The organism is Micromonospora rosaria, assembly GCF_001567585.1.
Taxonomy (GTDB): Bacteria; Actinomycetota; Actinomycetes; order Mycobacteriales; family Micromonosporaceae; genus Micromonospora; species Micromonospora rosaria.
The window spans coordinates 1-16,746 of sequence record NZ_LRQV01000078.1; the positions used below are offsets into that span (position 1 = coordinate 1).

Sequence of the window (16,746 nt, forward strand, 5' to 3'; positions counted from 1 at the left end):
AGCGAGGGGGTCAACATTCGGCCGGAACAGAGGGGTCAAACTTCAGCCGGCGTTGACAGCGAGCCTCGCTCGGGACCAACCCCTTTCCGCGCGTGCTTGACGTAGTGGTCGCATCCCCGCCCCCGGCCGGCAGTCATCGAGCTTTCCGCTGCGCCCAGCATCCTCCGTTTCCTTGGGGAGCCACAAGAGATCAGTCACGCCCCGTCACTCCCCGGCACACCCGATTGACCTCAGTCACCCCTACGACATCTCGGAATGACAGCAATGAACGTGTTCTCTGGCAGCACGGATGTGAACACGGATTCGAGGAGGCTGATCAAGCGATGTGGAAGCCGATTCGACAGTGGTGGAAACAGCGGTCCACCCCACGAGTGGTCGACACCGGACGGGCTGGTCAGGAGGTGGAGTTTCGGGCGGCGCAGCGGCGCATCCTTGATGAGGCCGAGCGGCAGCGCGGTACGCCCGAGGGTGGGCGGCACCGGTGGTACGACGGGCCGACCCGGCTCGTCCCGCTCGCCCAGCGGCGCGCTCCCCTGCTCACGTACGGCCAGCGGCGCGGCTACCGGTGCCGTGGCTGAGCTGCCCGGCGGCCGGCGGCTGGCGTACTGGCGCAACCAGCGCGGAATGTCCCAGCAGGCCTTCGCCGACGCCCTCGGCAAGTCGAAGAGCTGGGTCGACAAGGTGGAGCGGGGTACCCGCCGGCTGGACACACTCTCCAACCTCCAGGAGATCGCCCGCACCCTCCAGGTCGACGTCGACGTCCTCATCGACACCGACACCGACACCGAGACGGCGGCGGCCGGCCCGACCACCGTCCCGGTCGGCCCGGTCGGCGGCCGGGACCTGGACACCCTCCGGGCGGCCCTGTTCGCGTACGACGCGACGCTGGCCCCGCCCGACGGCGCGGAACCGGCCCCCGCCGAGCCGCGGCGCGGCGTCGGCCATGCCTGGTTGGCGCTCCAACACGCCGACTACCGCACCCTGCTCGGCACACTGCCCCGCCTGCTGCGCGACGGCCACCGCCGCCGGGCGGCCCACCCCGACGACCCGCAGCCCTGCCACCTGCTCGCACAGGGCTACCAGCTCACCTCCACGGTGCTGCGCAAACTCGGCGATCCCGGCCTGGCCTGGCTCGCCGCCGACCGCGCGATGACGGTCTGCCGGGACGCCGACGACGACGCGCTCACCCTGGCGGCCACCGGGCACCTCACCCGCGTCCTGCACACCCTGGGCCGCCACCGGCACACCGTGGAGGTCGCGCTCACCGTCGCCCACCGGCTCACCCCACCCGACCCCCTCACCGCCCCACCCACCCACCTCACCGGGTACGGCAATCTGCTCCTCCAGGCGGCACGCGGCGCCGCCGGCCGAGGCGACCCTGTCGGCGTCGCCGACCTGCTCGACCACGCCGACGAGGTCGCCACCCTGGTCGGCGACGACCGGCACGACCACGGCCTCAGCTTCGGGCCGACCCTGGTCGCACTGACCCGGGTCATCACCGCGCTCGACCTCGACCAACACACCACCGCCGTCACCCGGCACCGCAGCGCGCTCGACTCAACGACGTTCCACCAGCTACCCCCGGAACCCCGAGCCGCCCACCTGCTCGACGTGACACACGGCTGCGTACGCCTCAACGACCTGACCGAAGCGGGCCGCGCGCTGCTGCTCGCGGACCAGGCCACGCCCACCGAGGTCCGCAGCCGCCCCGCCGCCCGGGAGACCATCCGCACCCTGCTCCGCCGCTGCGGGAAACCCCACCCCGGGATCGTCCGCCTCGCCGAGGCACTACGGATCGCCGTCTGACGCCGCCGACCTGCTCGCCGCCCAGCCGGGCCGTACGTCAGTCGGCGCTGGCCAGGCCGATGGCGAAGGCCTCCTCCAGGTCGTGCTGGGAGTAGGCGCGGAAGGCGATGTGCGACTCGGTGCCGATCACCCCGGGGACCTTCGAGATGCGACCGGCGATCACCTCGGCGATCTGGTCGAACTCGCGGACCCGCACGATGGCGATCAGGTCGACGTGCCCGGCCACCGAGTAGACCTCGCTGACCCCGGGCAGGTCGGCCAACGCCTCGGCGACCTCGGGAATCGAGTCGGTGGCGCAGTCGATCAGTACGATCGCGGTGATCACTGGTCCGCCCTTCGTCGTGCCTCACGGCGCCGGCTCCGGTGCCCGCGCCGTGGACCATGCTAGACGCCGTGCCCGCAGGCCAGCAGGACGCTGTCCTCCCCGGTCACGTGAGGCCGTGCTCCCAGCCCGGGTGACGCCGTGCCCCGGGCCGGCCTGGGTGCTCAGCCGGTCAGGGTGCTCAGCCGGTCAGGGTGCTCAGCCGGGTCAGGGTGCTCAGCCGGCGGGGACGGTCAGCCCGTCGGCGGTGCGGACCACGTCGACCAGGTGCTCTCCGGTGTGGACCTCGGTGCCGGGCCAGAGCACCGACCGGGTCACCGTGCCCCGGACGACCGCGCCCGCGCCCACCACCGCCCGGTGGCACCGTCCGCTGACCGAGGCGGTGGGGTGGACCAGGTTCCCGTCGCCGGCCGCGTGCAGGTTGGCGGCCAGGTAGTCGGCCGGGGTGCCGGTGTCGTAGAAGGTGCCCGGGTACGGCACCACGGTCAGCGTGCCGGCCGCCTCCGCCGGCCGCCAGACGGCGCGGACCAGGTCGCCGAAGGTCGGTGGCAGGTCGCGGACCAGCCGCCAGGGCAGCAGCGAGAAGCCGACGAAGCGGTGGCCGTCGAAGGTGCCCGGCTCGGTCGGGTCGGGTGCCGGCTGGCCGAGCAGGCGTACCGTGTCGCCGTCCCAGCCGTCGAGCAGGGCGGCCAGGTCGGGACCGGGCGGGGCGGCCGGATCGGCCAGGTACGCGTCGGCGTTGCCGACCAGCACCCCGCGCCCGGCGATCCAGTCCCGCAGGTTGCCGATCCCGCCGGCGGTACCCAGCGGGTCACCCGGCTCGACCGAGCGGTGCGCGCGGTCACCGACCCGCTCGACCACCTGGTCGCCGAGGTAGCAGGCGTTCACCGCGACCCGGTCGCGGCCGGTGAGACCGAGCCCGGCCAGCCGGTCGAGCGCCCGGTCGAGCAGGGGCTCGTTGCCGACCGGGCAGAGCGCCTTGGGCAGCCGGTCGGTGAGCGGGCGCAACCGGGTGCCCGCCCCGGCGGCGAGCACCACCGCGCAGATCCCGGCGGGCCCACCGGTCCCGGCTCCGGTCACCGCCCCTGTGCCGGCTGGGGTCACCGCCCCGGTCCCGGGGTGCTGTCGGGCAGGGGCGGCGGGAAGTTGCCCGCCTCCGGGCCGATGCCGTAGTACCCGAGCAGCCGGGCGGTGGGCCAGCTCAGCCGGGGCAGGTCGTCCAGCGGGTGCCAGACCGCCTCGAAGACCTCGGCGCCGTCGACCTTCAGGGGGGTGCTGGACGCCGGCACCTCGGTCTCGAACACCATGTCCACCCAGCCCTTGGCGTGCACGATGGCGTTGGGGGTGGCCGGTCGCAGGCGGGTCGGGGGCAGCCGGATGCCGGTCTCCTCGAACAGTTCCCGGGCCGCGCCGACGACCGGCGGTTCGGCCTTGTTCAACAGCCCGGCGGGCAGCGTCCAGCTGTGTCCCGGGGGCTGCCGCAGCATCAGCAGGCGACCGGCGCCCTCGGCCTCGGCGTCCCGGACCAGGGTGACCGCGCCGACGACGTACTTCGGGACGGCGAGCCGGACCAGCCGGCGCCGGACGGGATAGGGCAGCCGGTAGAAGAAGCGGTACCCGATGGCCCGTCCGGTGGCGCGGGTGCGGGGGATCATGCCCTCAGGCTAGTGGTCGCGGCGGGCCGGCCGGGCTCCCGGGGAGGGTATCCGACCGGTGGGTTCACTGTCGGTGGTCGACGAGGTCGATGAGCTGGCGCACCAGCGCGTCGGGCTCGACCGTCCGGTCGAAGACCGCGACCAGGAGGGTCTCCAGGTCGGGGTAGCCGAGCTCCTCGGCGAGGCGGAGCAGGGGCAGGTCGCTGGCCAGCCCCCGGTTGTGCTGACGCAGGGTGAGCCCGATGGCGGCCCGACCGAGGCGTACCTTGTCGGCGATCGAGATGCCCGGCTCGGTGTGCTCGGCGAACCAGCGGTTGATCTGCATCTGGGCGTGCGGGGACTTGACGAACCCGAGCCACTCCCGGCGGGGCCCGCGCGGCGCGGCGTCGGCCTCGAACCCGCTCTCGGCGTCGTTCTCGGTGAAGATCTCCACCACGTCGCCCTCGTCCAGCTCGGAGGAGAGCGGGGCCAGCCGGCCGTTGATCCGGGCCGCCAGGCAGTGGTCCCCCCGGTCGCTGCCCAGCTCGTACGCCAGGTCGACCGGGGTGGCCCCGGCCGGGAGGAGCACCTGCCGGCCGTCGGCGAAGACCTGGATCTGCGCCTCGGCGAGGTCGCAGCGCAGCGACTCCAGGAACTGGGCCGGGTCCGGGGCGTCCTGCTCCCAGTCGAGCACCCGGCGCAGCCAGTCGAGCTGCTCGGCGCGGGCGGCGGCCTTCCCCTTGGCCCGGGGGAAGCGGAAGTCGGCGGCGATGCCGTACTCGGCCGACCGGTGCATCTCGACGGTGCGGATCAGCACCTCGACGGTGCGGTTGCCGGGCCCGCAGACGCTGGTGTGCAGCGAGCGGTAGAGGTTGTTCTTCGGGGAGGCGATGAAGTCCTTGAACCGGCCGGGGACCGGGCGCCACATCCCGTGGATCGCGCCCAGGGCCGCGTAACAGTCGGTGGCCGGCCCGTCCACCACCACCTCGATCCGGGGCAGGTCGAAGGGGGTGCTGTGCCCGCCGGCGACGGTGTCCTTCCAGATCGAGTAAAGGTGCCGGGGCCGGGGGGCGACCGTCGCGGTGACCCGGTCCCGGCGCAGCGCCACCCGGGTCCGGGCGACCACGTCGCCGAGGTACGCGTCCCAGCCGGGCCGGTCGTGCACGTGCCGGGCGATCCGGGCGTGCGCCTCCGGCTCCAGGTGCAGCAGGACCACGTCGTCCAGCTCCCGTTTGAGGGTCTGGATGCCCAGCCGGTCGCAGAGCGGGACGAGCACGTCCAGGGTCTTGCGGGCGATCCGCTCCCGGGAGGCCGCGGAGCGGACCCCGAGGGTCCGCATGTTGTGCAGCCGGTCGGCCAGCTTGATGATCAGCACCCGGACGTCCTTGCCGGCCGCGATGATCATCTTGCGGGTGGTCTCCGCCTCGGCGGCCTTGCCGTAGAACGCCTTGTCGAACTTGGTCACCCCGTCGACCAGGTGGGCCACCTCGTGTCCGAAGTCGTCGGCGAGCGCCTGGAGGGTGTAGCGGGTGTCCTCCACGGTGTCGTGCAGCAGCGCCGCGACCAGGGTGGTGCTGTCCAGGCCCAGGTCGGCGCAGATCTGCGCGACGGCCAGCGGGTGGGTGATGTAGGGCTCACCGCTCTTGCGGAACTGCCCGCGGTGCATGTTCTCCGCGATCGTGTACGCCCGGCGCAGCACGGCCGCCTCGGCGCTGGGGTGGATCGCCCGGTGGGCGCGGACCAGCTGGGTGACCGGGTCGGTCTCGTTTGTCGGCCAGGTCAGCAGCGAGCGGAGGCGGCGGGTCAGCGGCAGCTCACCCGGCTGGTTGGACAACGCGCCCCCCAGGGCGGCCCCATGTCCGGCGTCGACGTCCACGTGGGACACCTCCTCACCCCGGCTCCTCGGCCACCGTCCGGCAACCGGAAGCAGGCCCACGAATCGGGCAGGACTGCACTCCCTTAACAGCCTAAGTGAGGCGAGGTCGTCCGAATGGTCACTTGCTCATGGGCGTTCGGTCGAGAGTTGTTGCGTCGCCGCGCCCTCAGCCTTGGCCAGCAGGCCCCGGAACCGGGCCGCGCCGGCCACCGGCGAGGACCACGCCGAGGTCATCTCGACCAGCCGGGTCTCCGGGCGTTCCAACCAGGACAGGATCCGCTCCGACTCCTCGGCCGAGGCCGCCGGGACCGGGCCGTGACCGGGCGTGACCGTCTCCGCCGTGGCCCGGATCAGCGTCACCGTGGGTCGCGGGTGGACGCCGGGCGGCGACACGCCGGCTCCGGCGAGCCGGCCGTGCCGCACCAGCGCCAGCTCCCAGCCGCCCCCGGCGGCCGGCCGCGCGGCGGTCAGCTCGGCGATCCCGGTCAGCGCGGCGAGCCGCTGCATCCGGACCGTGGCCCGCAGCACGGCGGCCAGCCGGGCCCGGACCACCGCCGCCTCCTCGTACCGCTGCGCCGCCGCGAGCGCGTCGATCCGGGCCAGCAGCGTCGCCACCACCGGCCCCGGGTCACCCGTGGTCGCCGCCCGGAACGGCGCGACCGCGCGGTGGTCGTACTCCTGGGGGGTGATCCGGTGCTCGCAGGGCGCGGCGCAGCGGCCCAGCTCGGCCAGCGCGCAGGCCGGCGTGACCGTGCGTAGCGACAGCCGGTGCGTGCACTGGCGCAGCCCGGTGGCGTCGTGGAAGCCCGCCGCCGCCAGCTCCGCCGCGCGTCGGGAGGTGAACGGCCCGAGGTACGCCTCGTCGCCGGGGGCCAGGCCGCGCGCCACCGACAACCGGGGGTACGCCTCGTCGGTGAGCTTGAGCCAGACCGCCCGCTCCGGGTACTTCGACCGCCGGTTGTACGGCGGGGCGTGCGCGGCGATCAGCCGCAGCTCGCGCACCTCGGCCTCCAGCGAGTGGGCGCACCCGACCGCCTCCACCCGCTCGGCGGCGGCGAGCATCTCGGAGATCCGGGCCCGCTTCTCGGCGGCGGTGAAGTAGCTGCGGACCCGGGTGGCGATGTCGCCGGAGGTGCCCACGTAGAGCGGCCGGTCGTCGGCGGCCCGGAAGATGTAGACCCCGGGCGTGCGCGGCAGCCCGTCGGCCAGGTGCCGCTTGCGCCGCTGGGTCGGGGTGACCGCGCGGGCGAACTCGATCGCCTCGCCGACGGTGTCCACCCGGTGCCCGCCGAGCCGGCCGATCAGCCCGTGCAGCACGTCCACGGTGGCCTTGGCGTCGTCCAGCGCCCGGTGCGTCGGCTGGGTCGAGGTGCGGAAGTACGCGGCCAGGGTGCCGAGCTTGCGGTTGGGCACCTCGTCCCGGCTGAGCACCCGCCGGGCCAGGGCCGCCGTGTCCAGCACCCGGGGGTGGGGCCAGCGGTACCCGTGCTTGGCGCAGGCCGCCTTGAGGAACCCCACGTCGTACGGGGCGTTGTGGGCGACCAGGACCGCGTCGGCGAGGAACTCCAGGAAGCTCGGCAGCACCCGCTCGATCGGCGGGGCGGGCAGCAGCATGGCCTGGGTGATCCCGGTCAGCACGGTGATGAACGGCGGGATCGGCACCCCCGGGTTGACCAGGGTGGCGAGCACCCCCAGCTCCTCGCCGCCCCGGACCTTGACCGCGCCGATCTCGGTGATCCCGCCGCCGTCGGGGGCCCCGCCGGTGGTCTCCAGGTCGACCACGACGAAGGTCGCCGCGTACAGCGGCAGCGCCGGGTCCACCCCCGGCCCGGTCGGGTCCAGCCCGGCGAGGGCCTGCTGGACGTACTCCCCACCCGTCACGCCGGCACGGTAACGGGTCGGTCCGACACTCCGGCCACAAGCGTCCCACCAGTCACCACGGGGATAGGATGAGAGATCGGCTCACTCACCGGGCGGTGGGCCCGGCCCCGGTGGGAGACTTGCCACATGCCCCTCACCGAGCCGTACGACGACAACCTCCCCGAGGGGGAGGTCGACGCCGCGCGCGCCGCCGGTGGGTACGGCCGGGCCCCGGGCGCCGAACCGGCGACCGGGCCCGGATCCGGGTCGGGGGACCCCGTGGCGGACGTGTCCGAACCCGAGCCGGCAGGGCCGGAACCGGAGCCGGAACAGGCGGAGCCGGAGCCGGTGCTGCCCGAGCCGGTCCGGCAGCGGATCGTGGCACTGACCGCCACGGTGCTGCCCGGCCTACCCGCCGACGAGGTGCCGGTGCCGCTGCGCCGGGTGGCCAAGTTCGCGCCCAACCGGCGGGCCCGGCTGGGCGCCCCGATGATCGCCGCCCAGCTCACCGCCGACCCGCTGTTCCGGCAACGGGTCGCCAACCGGGCGCTGGCCGACGCGGGCGACCTGGGCGCGGCGGTGGTCGACGGGACCGCCCCGGCCGCCGCCGATCCGGTGGAGGTCGCCGCCCTGGCGTACCTGGCCCGGCCGCAGGGCTGGCGGGGCCTGGTCGAGGCCAGCGGCGCGGCCGTGCAGGCCGAGGCGGACAGCGCCGTGGTGGCCGAGCTGGTGCGGGAGGCCGAACAGCGGGCCACCCGGGCCGAGCACGACCGGGCGGTGGCCCGGGTGGAGGCGGAGAAGCTCCGTGACGAGCTGGCCCGGGTCCGCGAGGAGCTGGGGCAGGTCCGCGAGGAGGCCCGGCAGCTCGGCCGGGCGCTGCGCGAGACCCAGGCGCGGGAACGCCGGGCCGGCGAGCTGCTCGCCACCGAGCGCGGCCGGGCGACGCGGGCGGCGGCCGACGCCGAGGCCGAGCTGCGACGGGTCCGGGCCCGGCTGGCCGAGGCGGAGGCGACGGCCGGGGTCGCGCGGGCCAGCGCCAAGGAGGCCCGGTCGGTCGACGACGCCCGGCTCTGGCTGCTGCTGGAGACGATCGGGCAGGCCGCCGTGGGGCTGCGCCGGGAGCTGGCGCTGGACCCGGTGGAGAAGCTGCCCGCCGACTTCGTCGCGGACGCCTTCACCGGGACCGCCACGGCGGCCGACGCGGCGGCGGCCACCCGGGCCCGGGACACCGACGACCCGGCCCGGCTGGACCAACTGCTCGCCCTGCCCCGGGCGCACCTGGTCGTCGACGGCTACAACGTCACCAAGCGCGGGTTCGGCGAGATGTCCCTCGAGCAGCAGCGCAAGCGGCTGATCAGCGGCCTGGGCGGGATCGCCGCGCAGACCGGCGACGAGGTCACCGTGGTCTTCGACGGGGCCGAACGGATCCACGGGCTGCCGCCCGCGCCGCGCGGGGTCCGGGTGCTCTTCTCCCGCAAGGGGGAGACCGCCGACGAGCTGATCCGCCGGCTGGTCCGGGCCGAGCCGCCCGGCCGCCCGGTGGTGGTGGTCTCCTCCGACCGGGAGGTCGCCGACGGGGTGAGCCGGCACGGCGCGTACCCGCTCGGTGCGGACTCGCTGCTGCGCCGGCTGTCCCGGTCCTGACCGGCGTCAGCGCGGGTTCCGAGCGCCCGGCGTCGCCGCCGGGCCGGAGGGTCAGCGGCGGCGGATCACGATGTCGCCGAAGGAGGTCCGGGCGGTCACCTCGACGGTGCCGGCCGGGGTCGGGGGCGGCGCGCAGGAGGCCAGGTCGTTCTCCACCCGGCCGTGCCGGGTGTGCAGGTCGAGGTGGGCGGCGGTGCCGGCGGGGACGCCGACGACGACCTCGCCACGGTTGGTCCGCAGCGACATCCGGCCGGTGACCGCCTCGTCGACCCGCAGGTCGCCGTTGGCCGTGGCGGCGGTGACCGTGCCGGTGGCCCGTGCGATCACGATGTCGCCGTTGGCCGACCTGGCCTCCAGGTCACCGGCGACGGAGCCCACGGTGGTGTCGCCGTTGGAGGTACGGACGGCCAGGTCCCCGCCGACCGCGCCGACCCGGACCTGACCGCTGCCGCTGGCGACCCGGGCGGAGCCGTCGACCCGGTCCACCGTGATCTCCCCGGCCGAGGCGCTGGCGTCGAGGGCGCCGGTGTGGTGCAGGGCGAGGTCCCCGGCGGCGGTCCTGAGCCGGCACTCGCCGAGCTGACCGGTGGCGCGGATGGTCGCCGCCGCCGCGTCGGCGTGCAGCCGGGAGCCGGTGGGCAGGGCGATCGTCAGGTCCACCGTGCCGGGCCGGCCGAGCAGCCCGAGGCCGCGTCGCTTCGGCATCCGGACCACGAGGTGACCGTCGGTGAACTCGACCCGGGTCTGCTCGGCGGCCCGGACGTCCGCGTCGGTGCCCTCGTGGCTCGGGCGTACCTCGACGGTCGTGTCGGTGCGGTCTCCGGGGGTGATCCGGACGTCGGCGGCCAGCAGGTCGAGCGTGACGGTGATGGGGCCGGGGGTGTCGAAGGTGGGCACGAGCGGTTCCCTTCTCGGCGAGGTGGGGGCTGGTGGTGAGCGGGACGGGCGGCGGGCGGGGACGGCGTCAGCGGACCCAGCCGGTGTACCGCTCGCCGCCCACCGGCGTGTGCCGGTGGGCCCGGCCGGTGCGGTGGGCGTCGGCGGCGGCGCCGGCGGCCCGGACGAGCCAGGCGTTCACCGACAGCCCCTCCCGGCCGGCGGCCTCCTCGATGCGCCTCTTGAGCTGCTCGGAGAGGCGGAAGTTGATCCGGGCGGTGGCGGCCTCGTCCCCCTCGGGCGGGCCGGCGGCGGGATCCGGGGCGGGCTGCTCGGTGGGGGGTGGGGTCACCACGAAGTCGGGCCCGGTGGCGCGCAGCCGCAGCTCCACCGCGCCGGGTGCCAACTCCCGGGTGATCTCCTCCGCTGCCGCCGTCAGGGCGTCCAGCAGGGCCAACCGGAACGCCGACTCCAGCGGCCCGGTCAACTGCTCGGCCAGGGCCCGCGCCTGCGGGCCGCCGAGGTCGCCGGCCCGGCTCAACTCCCGCCGGAGGTGGTCGAGGTGTGCCGTCAGGTCCATGGTGCCACTATGGCACCATGGGGGCATCACTTCAAGTCATGATGGCGTCACTGCGGTGCCATAGCGCGCTCCGTCACCCGGCGGCGGCCGACCGGCCCGCATCGGCGGACACCCCGCCGGAGAGGTCCGGGCGGGCCATAGGATGAGCGCTCACGGCGGGAGGAGCGGCATGACCCGGGTACGGCGCGACGGCGGCAGACCCGCGCGCGGCGGGGTGCCGAGGTGACCCCGCGCGGCTGGGCCGTCCTGACCCTCGCCGGGCTGCTCGTCGCCCTGGCCGTGGCCGCCGCCCTGCTGGTGCCGTGGCAGCGCCCACCGGCGCCCCGGGCCGACCAGCTCGCCGCGCTGCGGGACCTCCCCGCCGACCAGGTCGCGCACAGCCGGGCCTTCCGCGCCGCCCTGCGCCCCGGCCGGTACACCGGGCTCGCCGTCGGGCTGCTGGTGGCGCTGGCGCTCGGGCTCACCCCGCTGGGCGGTCGCCTGGTCGAGCTGGCCGGGCGCCCCCTCGGTGGGCACTGGGTGGCCCAGGCGGTGCTCGGCGGGCTGGCCGTGGTGCTCGTCGCCGACCTGCTCACCCTGCCCTTCTCCGCCTGGCGGCACGCCGTGCTCACCCGGTACGGGCTGAGCGTGCAGGGCTGGGGCGGCTGGACCGTCGACCTGCTCAAGTCGTACGCGGTCAGCGCGGTGATCGGCGCGGTCGCGCTGCTCGGCTTCTACACCGTCACCCGGCTCGCCCCGCGCTGGTGGTGGGCGGTCGGCGCGGCCGGTGCCGCCGGGCTGGTGGCGCTGCTGTCGTTCGTCCTGCCGGTGCTGGTCGAGCCGGTCTTCAACCGGTTCACCCCGATGGAGCCGGGGCCGCTGCGGACCGAACTGATGACCATGGCCGCCCGGGACGGCGTACCCGTGAAGGACGTGCTGGTCGCCGACGCGTCCCGGCGGACCCGGGCGGTGAACGCGTACGTCTCCGGGCTGGGCCCGACCCGGCGGGTGGTGGTCTACGACACCCTGCTGCGGGAGGCGACCCCCGCCGAGGTGACCAGCGTGGTCGCCCACGAGTTGGGGCACGCCCGGGACCGGGACGTGGCCGTCGGCACGCTCACCGGCGCGCTGGGCGCCGCCGCCGGGGTGGTCGCGCTCTACCTGCTCGGCTCCGCGCGCCCGCTGCTGCGCCTGGCCGGCGTGGACTCCATCGCCGAGCCCCGGGCGTTCCCCCTGCTGCTCGCCCTGGTCACGGTGGCCGGGCTGGTGGCCACACCGGTGCAGGCGGCGGTGTCGCGCCTGGTGGAGGCGCGGGCCGACGCGCACGCGCTGGCCCTCACCGGCGACCCGGCCACCTTCGAGGCGATGCAGCGCCGGCTGGCCGGGGTGAACCTGGCCGACCCGGACCCGCCCCGCTGGGAACGGCTCTGGTCGGCGTCGCACCCGTCCACCGTGGAGCGGATGGCCGCCGCCCGCGCCTACGCCAGGGAGACCGGCCGGTGAGCCGTACGCTGCTGATCACCAACGACTTCCCGCCCCGCCCCGGTGGCATCCAGTCGTTCGTGCACCACCTGGCGTTGCGCCAGCCCTCCGGCTCGGTGGTGGTGTACGCCTCGACCTGGGGCGACGCCGCGAAGTTCGACGCCGACCAGCCGTTCGAGGTGGTCCGGGAGCCCACCGGCATGCTGCTGCCCACCCCGCTGGTGGCCCGGCGGGCGGCGCGGCTGGCCCGGGAGTACGACTGCGACACCGTCCTGTTCGGCGCGGCGGCGCCGCTCGGGCTGCTCGCCGCCGGGCTGCGCCGCCGGGCCGGGGTCCGGCGGGCGGTCGCGCTGACCCACGGCCACGAGGTCGGCTGGGCGGCCCTGCCCGGCGCGCGGAGCGTGCTGCGCCGCATCGGGCGCGGCCTGGACGTCACCACCTACCTCGGTGAGTACACCCGGGTCCGGTTGGCGCGGGCGCTGGACGGGGTGACCGACCTGCGCCGGCTGGCCCCCGGCGTGGACGTGGCGACCTACCACCCCGACACCGACGGCGAGCCGGTGCGGGTCCGGCTCGGCCTGACCGGCCGCCCGGTGGTGGTCTGCGTCTCCCGGCTCGTCCCGCGCAAGGGGCAGGACGTGCTGATCCGGGCCCTGCCGGAGATCCGCCGCCGGGTGCCGGACGCCGCCCTGCTGGTGGTCGGTGGCGGCCCGTACCGGGGCACCCTGGAGAAGCTCGCCCGGCAGCACGGCGTGGCGCGGGACGTGGTGTTCACCGGATCGGTGCCGGCGGACGAACTGCCCGCCCACTACGCCGCCGGCGACGTGTACGCCATGCCGTGCCGGACCCGCAACCGGGGCCTGGACGTGGAGGGCCTCGGCATCGTCTACCTGGAGGCGTCGGCGACCGGGCTGCCGGTGGTGGCCGGTGACTCCGGTGGGGCCCCGGACGCGGTCCGCGCGGGGGAGACGGGCTTCGTGGTCCGGGGCGACGAGGTCGCGCAGGTCGCCGACCGGGTCGCCACCCTGCTCGCCGACCGGGACCTGGCCCGCCGGTTCGGGGCGGCGGGCCGCGCCTGGGTGGAGCGCGAGTGGCGCTGGGAGACCCAGGCGCAGCGGCTGGCCGCCCTGCTCGCCGGCTGACCGCCACCGCCGCCCGGCTGAGCCGTCACCGCCGCCGGTGGGGCCGGTCACCGCCATCGGCTGAGCTGCCACCGTCGTCGGTTGGACCGGCCAGCGCCACCGACGTGGTCAGGCGATCCGTTCCAGGACCCGCTCGGGCGGCCCGGGGCGGCCGAAGTGCCAGCCCTGGCCGGCGTCGCAGCCGATGGCGCGCAGCCGGTCGGCCTGGTCGGCGGTCTCCACCCCCTCGGCGGTGACGGTCAGGTCCAGGGCGTGGGCCATGGCGACCAGCGAGGCGAGGATCTGCTCGTCGGTACGGCTGGCCGGGTCGTCCGCCGGGGACCGCAGGCCGGTGACGAAGGAGCCGGCCACCTTCAGCTCGGTGACCGGCAGGTGGCGCAGGTACGCCAGGTTGGAGTACCCGGTGCCGAAGTCGTCGATGGCGATCCGTACGCCCAGGTCGGCCAGGGTCCGCAGGGCCCGGGCGGGTTCCTCGGTGGCGGTCATCATGGTGCTCTCGGTGATCTCCAGTTGCAGCCGTTGCGGCGGCAGCCCGGTCTGGTCGAGCAGGTCCCGCACCTGGCGGACCAGGCCGGGTGTGTGCAGTTGCCGGACCGCCAGGTTGACGCTGACGAACGGGGCCGGCCCGCTGCCCGCCGGCCACTGCCGGGCCTGGCGGCACGCCTCGGCCAGCACCCACCCGCCGAGCCGGACGATCAGCCCGGTCTCCTCGGCCAGCCCGATGAAGCTGTCCGGGCGGATCAGGCCCAGCTCCGGGTGCCGCCACCGGACCAGCGCCTCCACCCCGAGCACCGTGCCGTCCCGCAGCGAGGTCAGCGGCTGGTAGTCGAGGAAGAACTCGCCCCGGTCCAGCGCCGCCGGCAGCGCGGCGGACAGCGCGTGCCGGGCCAGCTCGGCCCGGTTGCGTTCCGGGTCGAACAGCGCCCAGCGGGCCCGGCCGGCGGCCTTGGCCCAGTGCACGGTGCTGTCGGCGGCCTGCATCAGGTCGCCCGCGCCGGCCCCGCCGACCGGACGTTCCACGATGCCGGCGCTGGCCGAGACGCTCAGCTCATGGCCCTCGATCAGCACCGGCTCGTGCACCGCGGCCAGCGCCGTCTCGGCGACCGTGACCACGTCGTCGATGGAGCCGGTCCGCTCCACCAGGATGCCGAACTTGTCCCCGCCGAGGCGGGCGACCAGGTGCTCGCCGAGGGCCCGCCGCAGCCGCCGGGCCACCGACGCCAGCAGCAGGTCGCCGACCCGGTGGCTGAGCGAGTCGTTGATCACCTTGAACCGGTCCAGGTCGAGGATGCAGACCCCGATCCGTTCGGTGCCCGAAGCCGGCGCGTCGATGGCCGCGGCGAGCCGCTCGGCGAACAGTTTCCGGTTGGGCAGGTCGGTGAGCGGGTCGTGGACGGCCTGGTGCCGGAACCGGGCCTCGCTGTGCCGCAGCTCCAGCTCCGCCTGCTCCCGGGCCTGCAGCGCGGCCCGCCGGATCATCTCCTGCTCGTCCAGCGTCCGGTCGCGCAGCGCGTGCGCGAAGCCGGTCGCCACGGCACCGAGCAGTCGGGCCAGCCGGTCCTCGACGTCCGCGCCGACCAGCCCCAGGTCGCGCAGCAGCCGGAGCTGGATGACCTCGATGGTGCGACCCAGCCCCTCCGGCGCGGCGATGTGCGCGACGACCAGCTCGGCGCCGACCCGGGTGCCGGCCCGCACGTCGAACGGCTCGGCCACCAGCGCCGCCGCCAGGTGTTCGGTGAGCCGGTGCAGGAACGCCTCCAGTTGGGGCCGGCTCAGCGGCAGGTAGCTGGTCCCGGCGACCGCGCTGGCCCAGGCGCGGGCGAAGGTCGTGGGGCCGGACGGCTCGGCCCGCTCGTCTGCCTCCGCCACCGTGCTGCCGGAGCACTGCCGCAGCTCACCCACCGAGGCGTCCGACGCCACCCATGAACACCGCCTGTTCGGCGTGCTCGGCGGCCTCCGGGGTCTCCGGATGCCACTCGGGCACCCAGACCACACCGGGTTCGACCAGCTCGAACCCGGCGAAGAGCGCGGTCAGTTCGTCCCGGCCGCGGAACCACAGCGGGTTGTCGGTGCTCTGGTAGACCCGCTCCGCCTCGTCCTGTTCCGGGGTGCCGCCCCGGAGGTCCGGGCTGACCTGGGAGAGCACCAGGTAGCTGCCGGGTGCCAGCGCGTCGCGCAGCGTCCGGAGGATCTCCGCCGGCCGCTCCGAGTCCGGTACGAAGTGCAGCATCGCCACGATCATCACCGCCACCGGCTGGCTGAAGTCCAGCAGCCTGGTCACCTCGGGGTGGGCGAGGATCCGCTCCGGCCGGCGCAGGTCCTCCTGGAGCGCGGTGGCCCGGTCGTTGCCGGCGAGGATCTCCCGGCTGTGCGCCACCGCGATCGGGTCCACGTCGACGTAGACCACCCGGGCGTCCGGCGCCGCCCGCTGGGCGATCTCGTGCACGTTGCCCACCGTGGGGATGCCGGAGCCGATGTCGAGGAACTGCCGCACCCCGGCGTCGACCAGGAACTGCACGGCCCGGCGGAGGAAGGCCCGGTTGGCCTGGGCCATCAACGGGGCATCGGGCACCGCGGCCATCATCGCGCAGGCCGCCGCCCGGTCGACGGCGAAGTTGTGCGAGCCGCCGAGGTAGTAGTCGTACATTCGGGCCACGCTGGGGCGTTCCATGTCGATCATGCCGGGGCTCCAGTCGGGCCGCTCCGGGTTCTCATCCGTTTTGTCGATAACGCGAGAATCATCACCTGCGCGGGTCACCCGGGTATTCTGCCCGCCCCGTGCCCGGCTGAGAAGAGCGGTACCACCCGGGGTCGCGGAACGTGACGAAGGCCCGCCCACCGGTGGTGGAGCGGGCCTTCGTCCCCGGTGTCCGGTCAGAACTTGGGGGCGTCCGGCGCCTCCAGCAGGCCGAGCCGCAGCGCGGTCATCAGCGCCTGCGCCCGGTTGGCCGCGCCCAGCTTCTCGTACAGCTTCGAGATGTGGGTCTTGGCGGTGGACTCGCTGACGAAGAGCTGCTTGGCGATGCCGGCCACGCTCATCCCGTCGGCGAGCAGCCGCAGCACCTGCCCCTCCCGAGGGGAGAGCTGCGGGCCGGACGGGGCCAGCCGGCGCTTCATCGCCTCGGCCAGGTCGGCGGCGGTGAACGCGCTGGGGGAGGAGGCGGCGTGCCGGGCGGCGGCCACCACCTCGTCGGCCGGGGCGGTCTTCGGCACGAACGCGCTCGCCCCCGCCTCCAGGGCGCCGAAGAGCTGGTCGTCGCCGGCGTACATGGTGAGCACGACGATCCCCATCGACGCGCTGGACTTGCGCAGCGCCCGGGTGGCCTCCAGGCCACTGCCGTCGGGCAGGCGCAGGTCCATGATCACCACGTCCGGCTGGAGGGCACCGGCCTGGCGTACGCCCTCCGCCGCGGTGGCGGCCTCGCCGACGACCTCGAACTGCCGGTCCCGCTCGAAGGCGTGCCGGAGGCCCTTGCGGATCAGGTCGTGGTCGTCGACAAGGAGGACCTTGGTACGGGTGGCCGGTGTCGGAGTGGTCATCCTCG

General features: G+C 75.2%; 15 protein-coding genes. 5 read left to right on the forward strand and 10 right to left on the reverse strand.

Features of this window, described 5'->3' with window-relative positions; all coding sequences use genetic code 11:
- Nucleotides 1-401 precede the first annotated feature (401 nt).
- Both AWW66_RS34485 and AWW66_RS36040 read left to right on the forward strand, forming a co-directional pair.
- Entirely contained in the window at nt 402-578 is a 177-nt protein-coding gene (locus tag AWW66_RS34485) for a hypothetical protein (protein WP_169807142.1), read from the forward strand.
- Nucleotides 571-1,806 carry a helix-turn-helix domain-containing protein gene (locus AWW66_RS36040; RefSeq protein WP_067368550.1) on the forward strand — a complete coding sequence of 412 codons (1,236 nt, stop codon included), beginning with the start codon at nt 571-573 and terminating at the stop codon, nt 1,804-1,806. Before AWW66_RS34485 ends, AWW66_RS36040 begins: the two co-directional genes overlap by 8 nt.
- A gap of 37 nt (nt 1,807-1,843) precedes the next feature.
- On the opposite strand, the gene AWW66_RS19780 is transcribed toward AWW66_RS36040, so the two are convergent.
- From AWW66_RS19780 to AWW66_RS19800, 5 genes are all read right to left on the reverse strand, one after another.
- A complete protein-coding gene (locus AWW66_RS19780) occupies nt 1,844-2,131 on the reverse strand; it encodes an Lrp/AsnC family transcriptional regulator (RefSeq protein ID WP_067368553.1) in 288 nt (95 codons plus the stop codon).
- A 213-nt stretch (nt 2,132-2,344) separates the two neighbouring features.
- Entirely contained in the window at nt 2,345-3,208 is an 864-nt protein-coding gene (locus AWW66_RS19785; RefSeq protein WP_083978649.1) for a nucleotidyltransferase family protein, read from the reverse strand.
- 20 nt (nt 3,209-3,228) lie between these two features.
- Nucleotides 3,229-3,783: an NUDIX domain-containing protein gene (locus tag AWW66_RS19790; protein WP_067368556.1), complete on the reverse strand. Its 555-nt coding sequence runs from the start codon at nt 3,781-3,783 to the stop codon at nt 3,229-3,231.
- A 64-nt stretch (nt 3,784-3,847) separates the two neighbouring features.
- Complete coding sequence (locus tag AWW66_RS19795; RefSeq protein ID WP_067368559.1) at nt 3,848-5,638, reverse strand: RelA/SpoT family protein; 1,791 nt, start codon at nt 5,636-5,638, stop codon at nt 3,848-3,850.
- Between the two features lie 126 nt (nt 5,639-5,764).
- On the reverse strand, nt 5,765-7,519 hold the full coding sequence (locus AWW66_RS19800; RefSeq protein ID WP_067368562.1) for a DEDD exonuclease domain-containing protein: 1,755 nt from the start codon (nt 7,517-7,519) through the stop codon (nt 5,765-5,767).
- Between the two features lie 126 nt (nt 7,520-7,645).
- Here AWW66_RS19800 and AWW66_RS19805 point away from each other — a divergent pair, with 126 nt between their 5' ends.
- Complete coding sequence (locus AWW66_RS19805) at nt 7,646-9,142, forward strand: NYN domain-containing protein (RefSeq protein ID WP_067368565.1); 1,497 nt, start codon at nt 7,646-7,648, stop codon at nt 9,140-9,142.
- 51 nt (nt 9,143-9,193) lie between these two features.
- Here the strand turns inward: AWW66_RS19805 and AWW66_RS19810 are convergent, their stop codons facing one another.
- Together AWW66_RS19810 and AWW66_RS19815 are read right to left on the reverse strand one after the other, a co-directional pair.
- Nucleotides 9,194-10,039, reverse strand: a complete 846-nt coding sequence (locus AWW66_RS19810; RefSeq protein WP_067368568.1) for a DUF4097 family beta strand repeat-containing protein — start codon at nt 10,037-10,039, stop codon at nt 9,194-9,196.
- 67 nt (nt 10,040-10,106) lie between these two features.
- Nucleotides 10,107-10,598, reverse strand: a complete 492-nt coding sequence (locus AWW66_RS19815; protein WP_067368571.1) for a toxin-antitoxin system HicB family antitoxin — start codon at nt 10,596-10,598, stop codon at nt 10,107-10,109.
- Nucleotides 10,599-10,820: 222 nt separating this feature from the next.
- Here AWW66_RS19815 and AWW66_RS19820 point away from each other — a divergent pair, with 222 nt between their 5' ends.
- A complete protein-coding gene (locus tag AWW66_RS19820) occupies nt 10,821-12,080 on the forward strand; it encodes a M48 family metallopeptidase (protein WP_067368574.1) in 1,260 nt (419 codons plus the stop codon).
- Nucleotides 12,077-13,201, forward strand: a complete 1,125-nt coding sequence (locus AWW66_RS19825) for a glycosyltransferase family 4 protein (protein WP_067368576.1) — start codon at nt 12,077-12,079, stop codon at nt 13,199-13,201. Before AWW66_RS19820 ends, AWW66_RS19825 begins: the two co-directional genes overlap by 4 nt.
- A gap of 108 nt (nt 13,202-13,309) precedes the next feature.
- Here the strand turns inward: AWW66_RS19825 and AWW66_RS19830 are convergent, their stop codons facing one another.
- From AWW66_RS19830 to AWW66_RS19840, 3 genes are all read right to left on the reverse strand, one after another.
- Nucleotides 13,310-15,094, reverse strand: a complete 1,785-nt coding sequence (locus tag AWW66_RS19830; protein ID WP_083978650.1) for a putative bifunctional diguanylate cyclase/phosphodiesterase — start codon at nt 15,092-15,094, stop codon at nt 13,310-13,312.
- Between the two features lies 1 nt (nt 15,095).
- Nucleotides 15,096-15,881 (reverse strand): SAM-dependent methyltransferase, encoded by a 786-nt coding sequence (locus AWW66_RS19835; protein ID WP_067368578.1) that lies wholly within the window; start codon nt 15,879-15,881, stop codon nt 15,096-15,098.
- 194 nt (nt 15,882-16,075) lie between these two features.
- Nucleotides 16,076-16,741 carry a response regulator transcription factor gene (locus AWW66_RS19840; protein ID WP_067368580.1) on the reverse strand — a complete coding sequence of 222 codons (666 nt, stop codon included), beginning with the start codon at nt 16,739-16,741 and terminating at the stop codon, nt 16,076-16,078.
- Between the last annotated feature and the right edge of the window lie 5 nt (nt 16,742-16,746).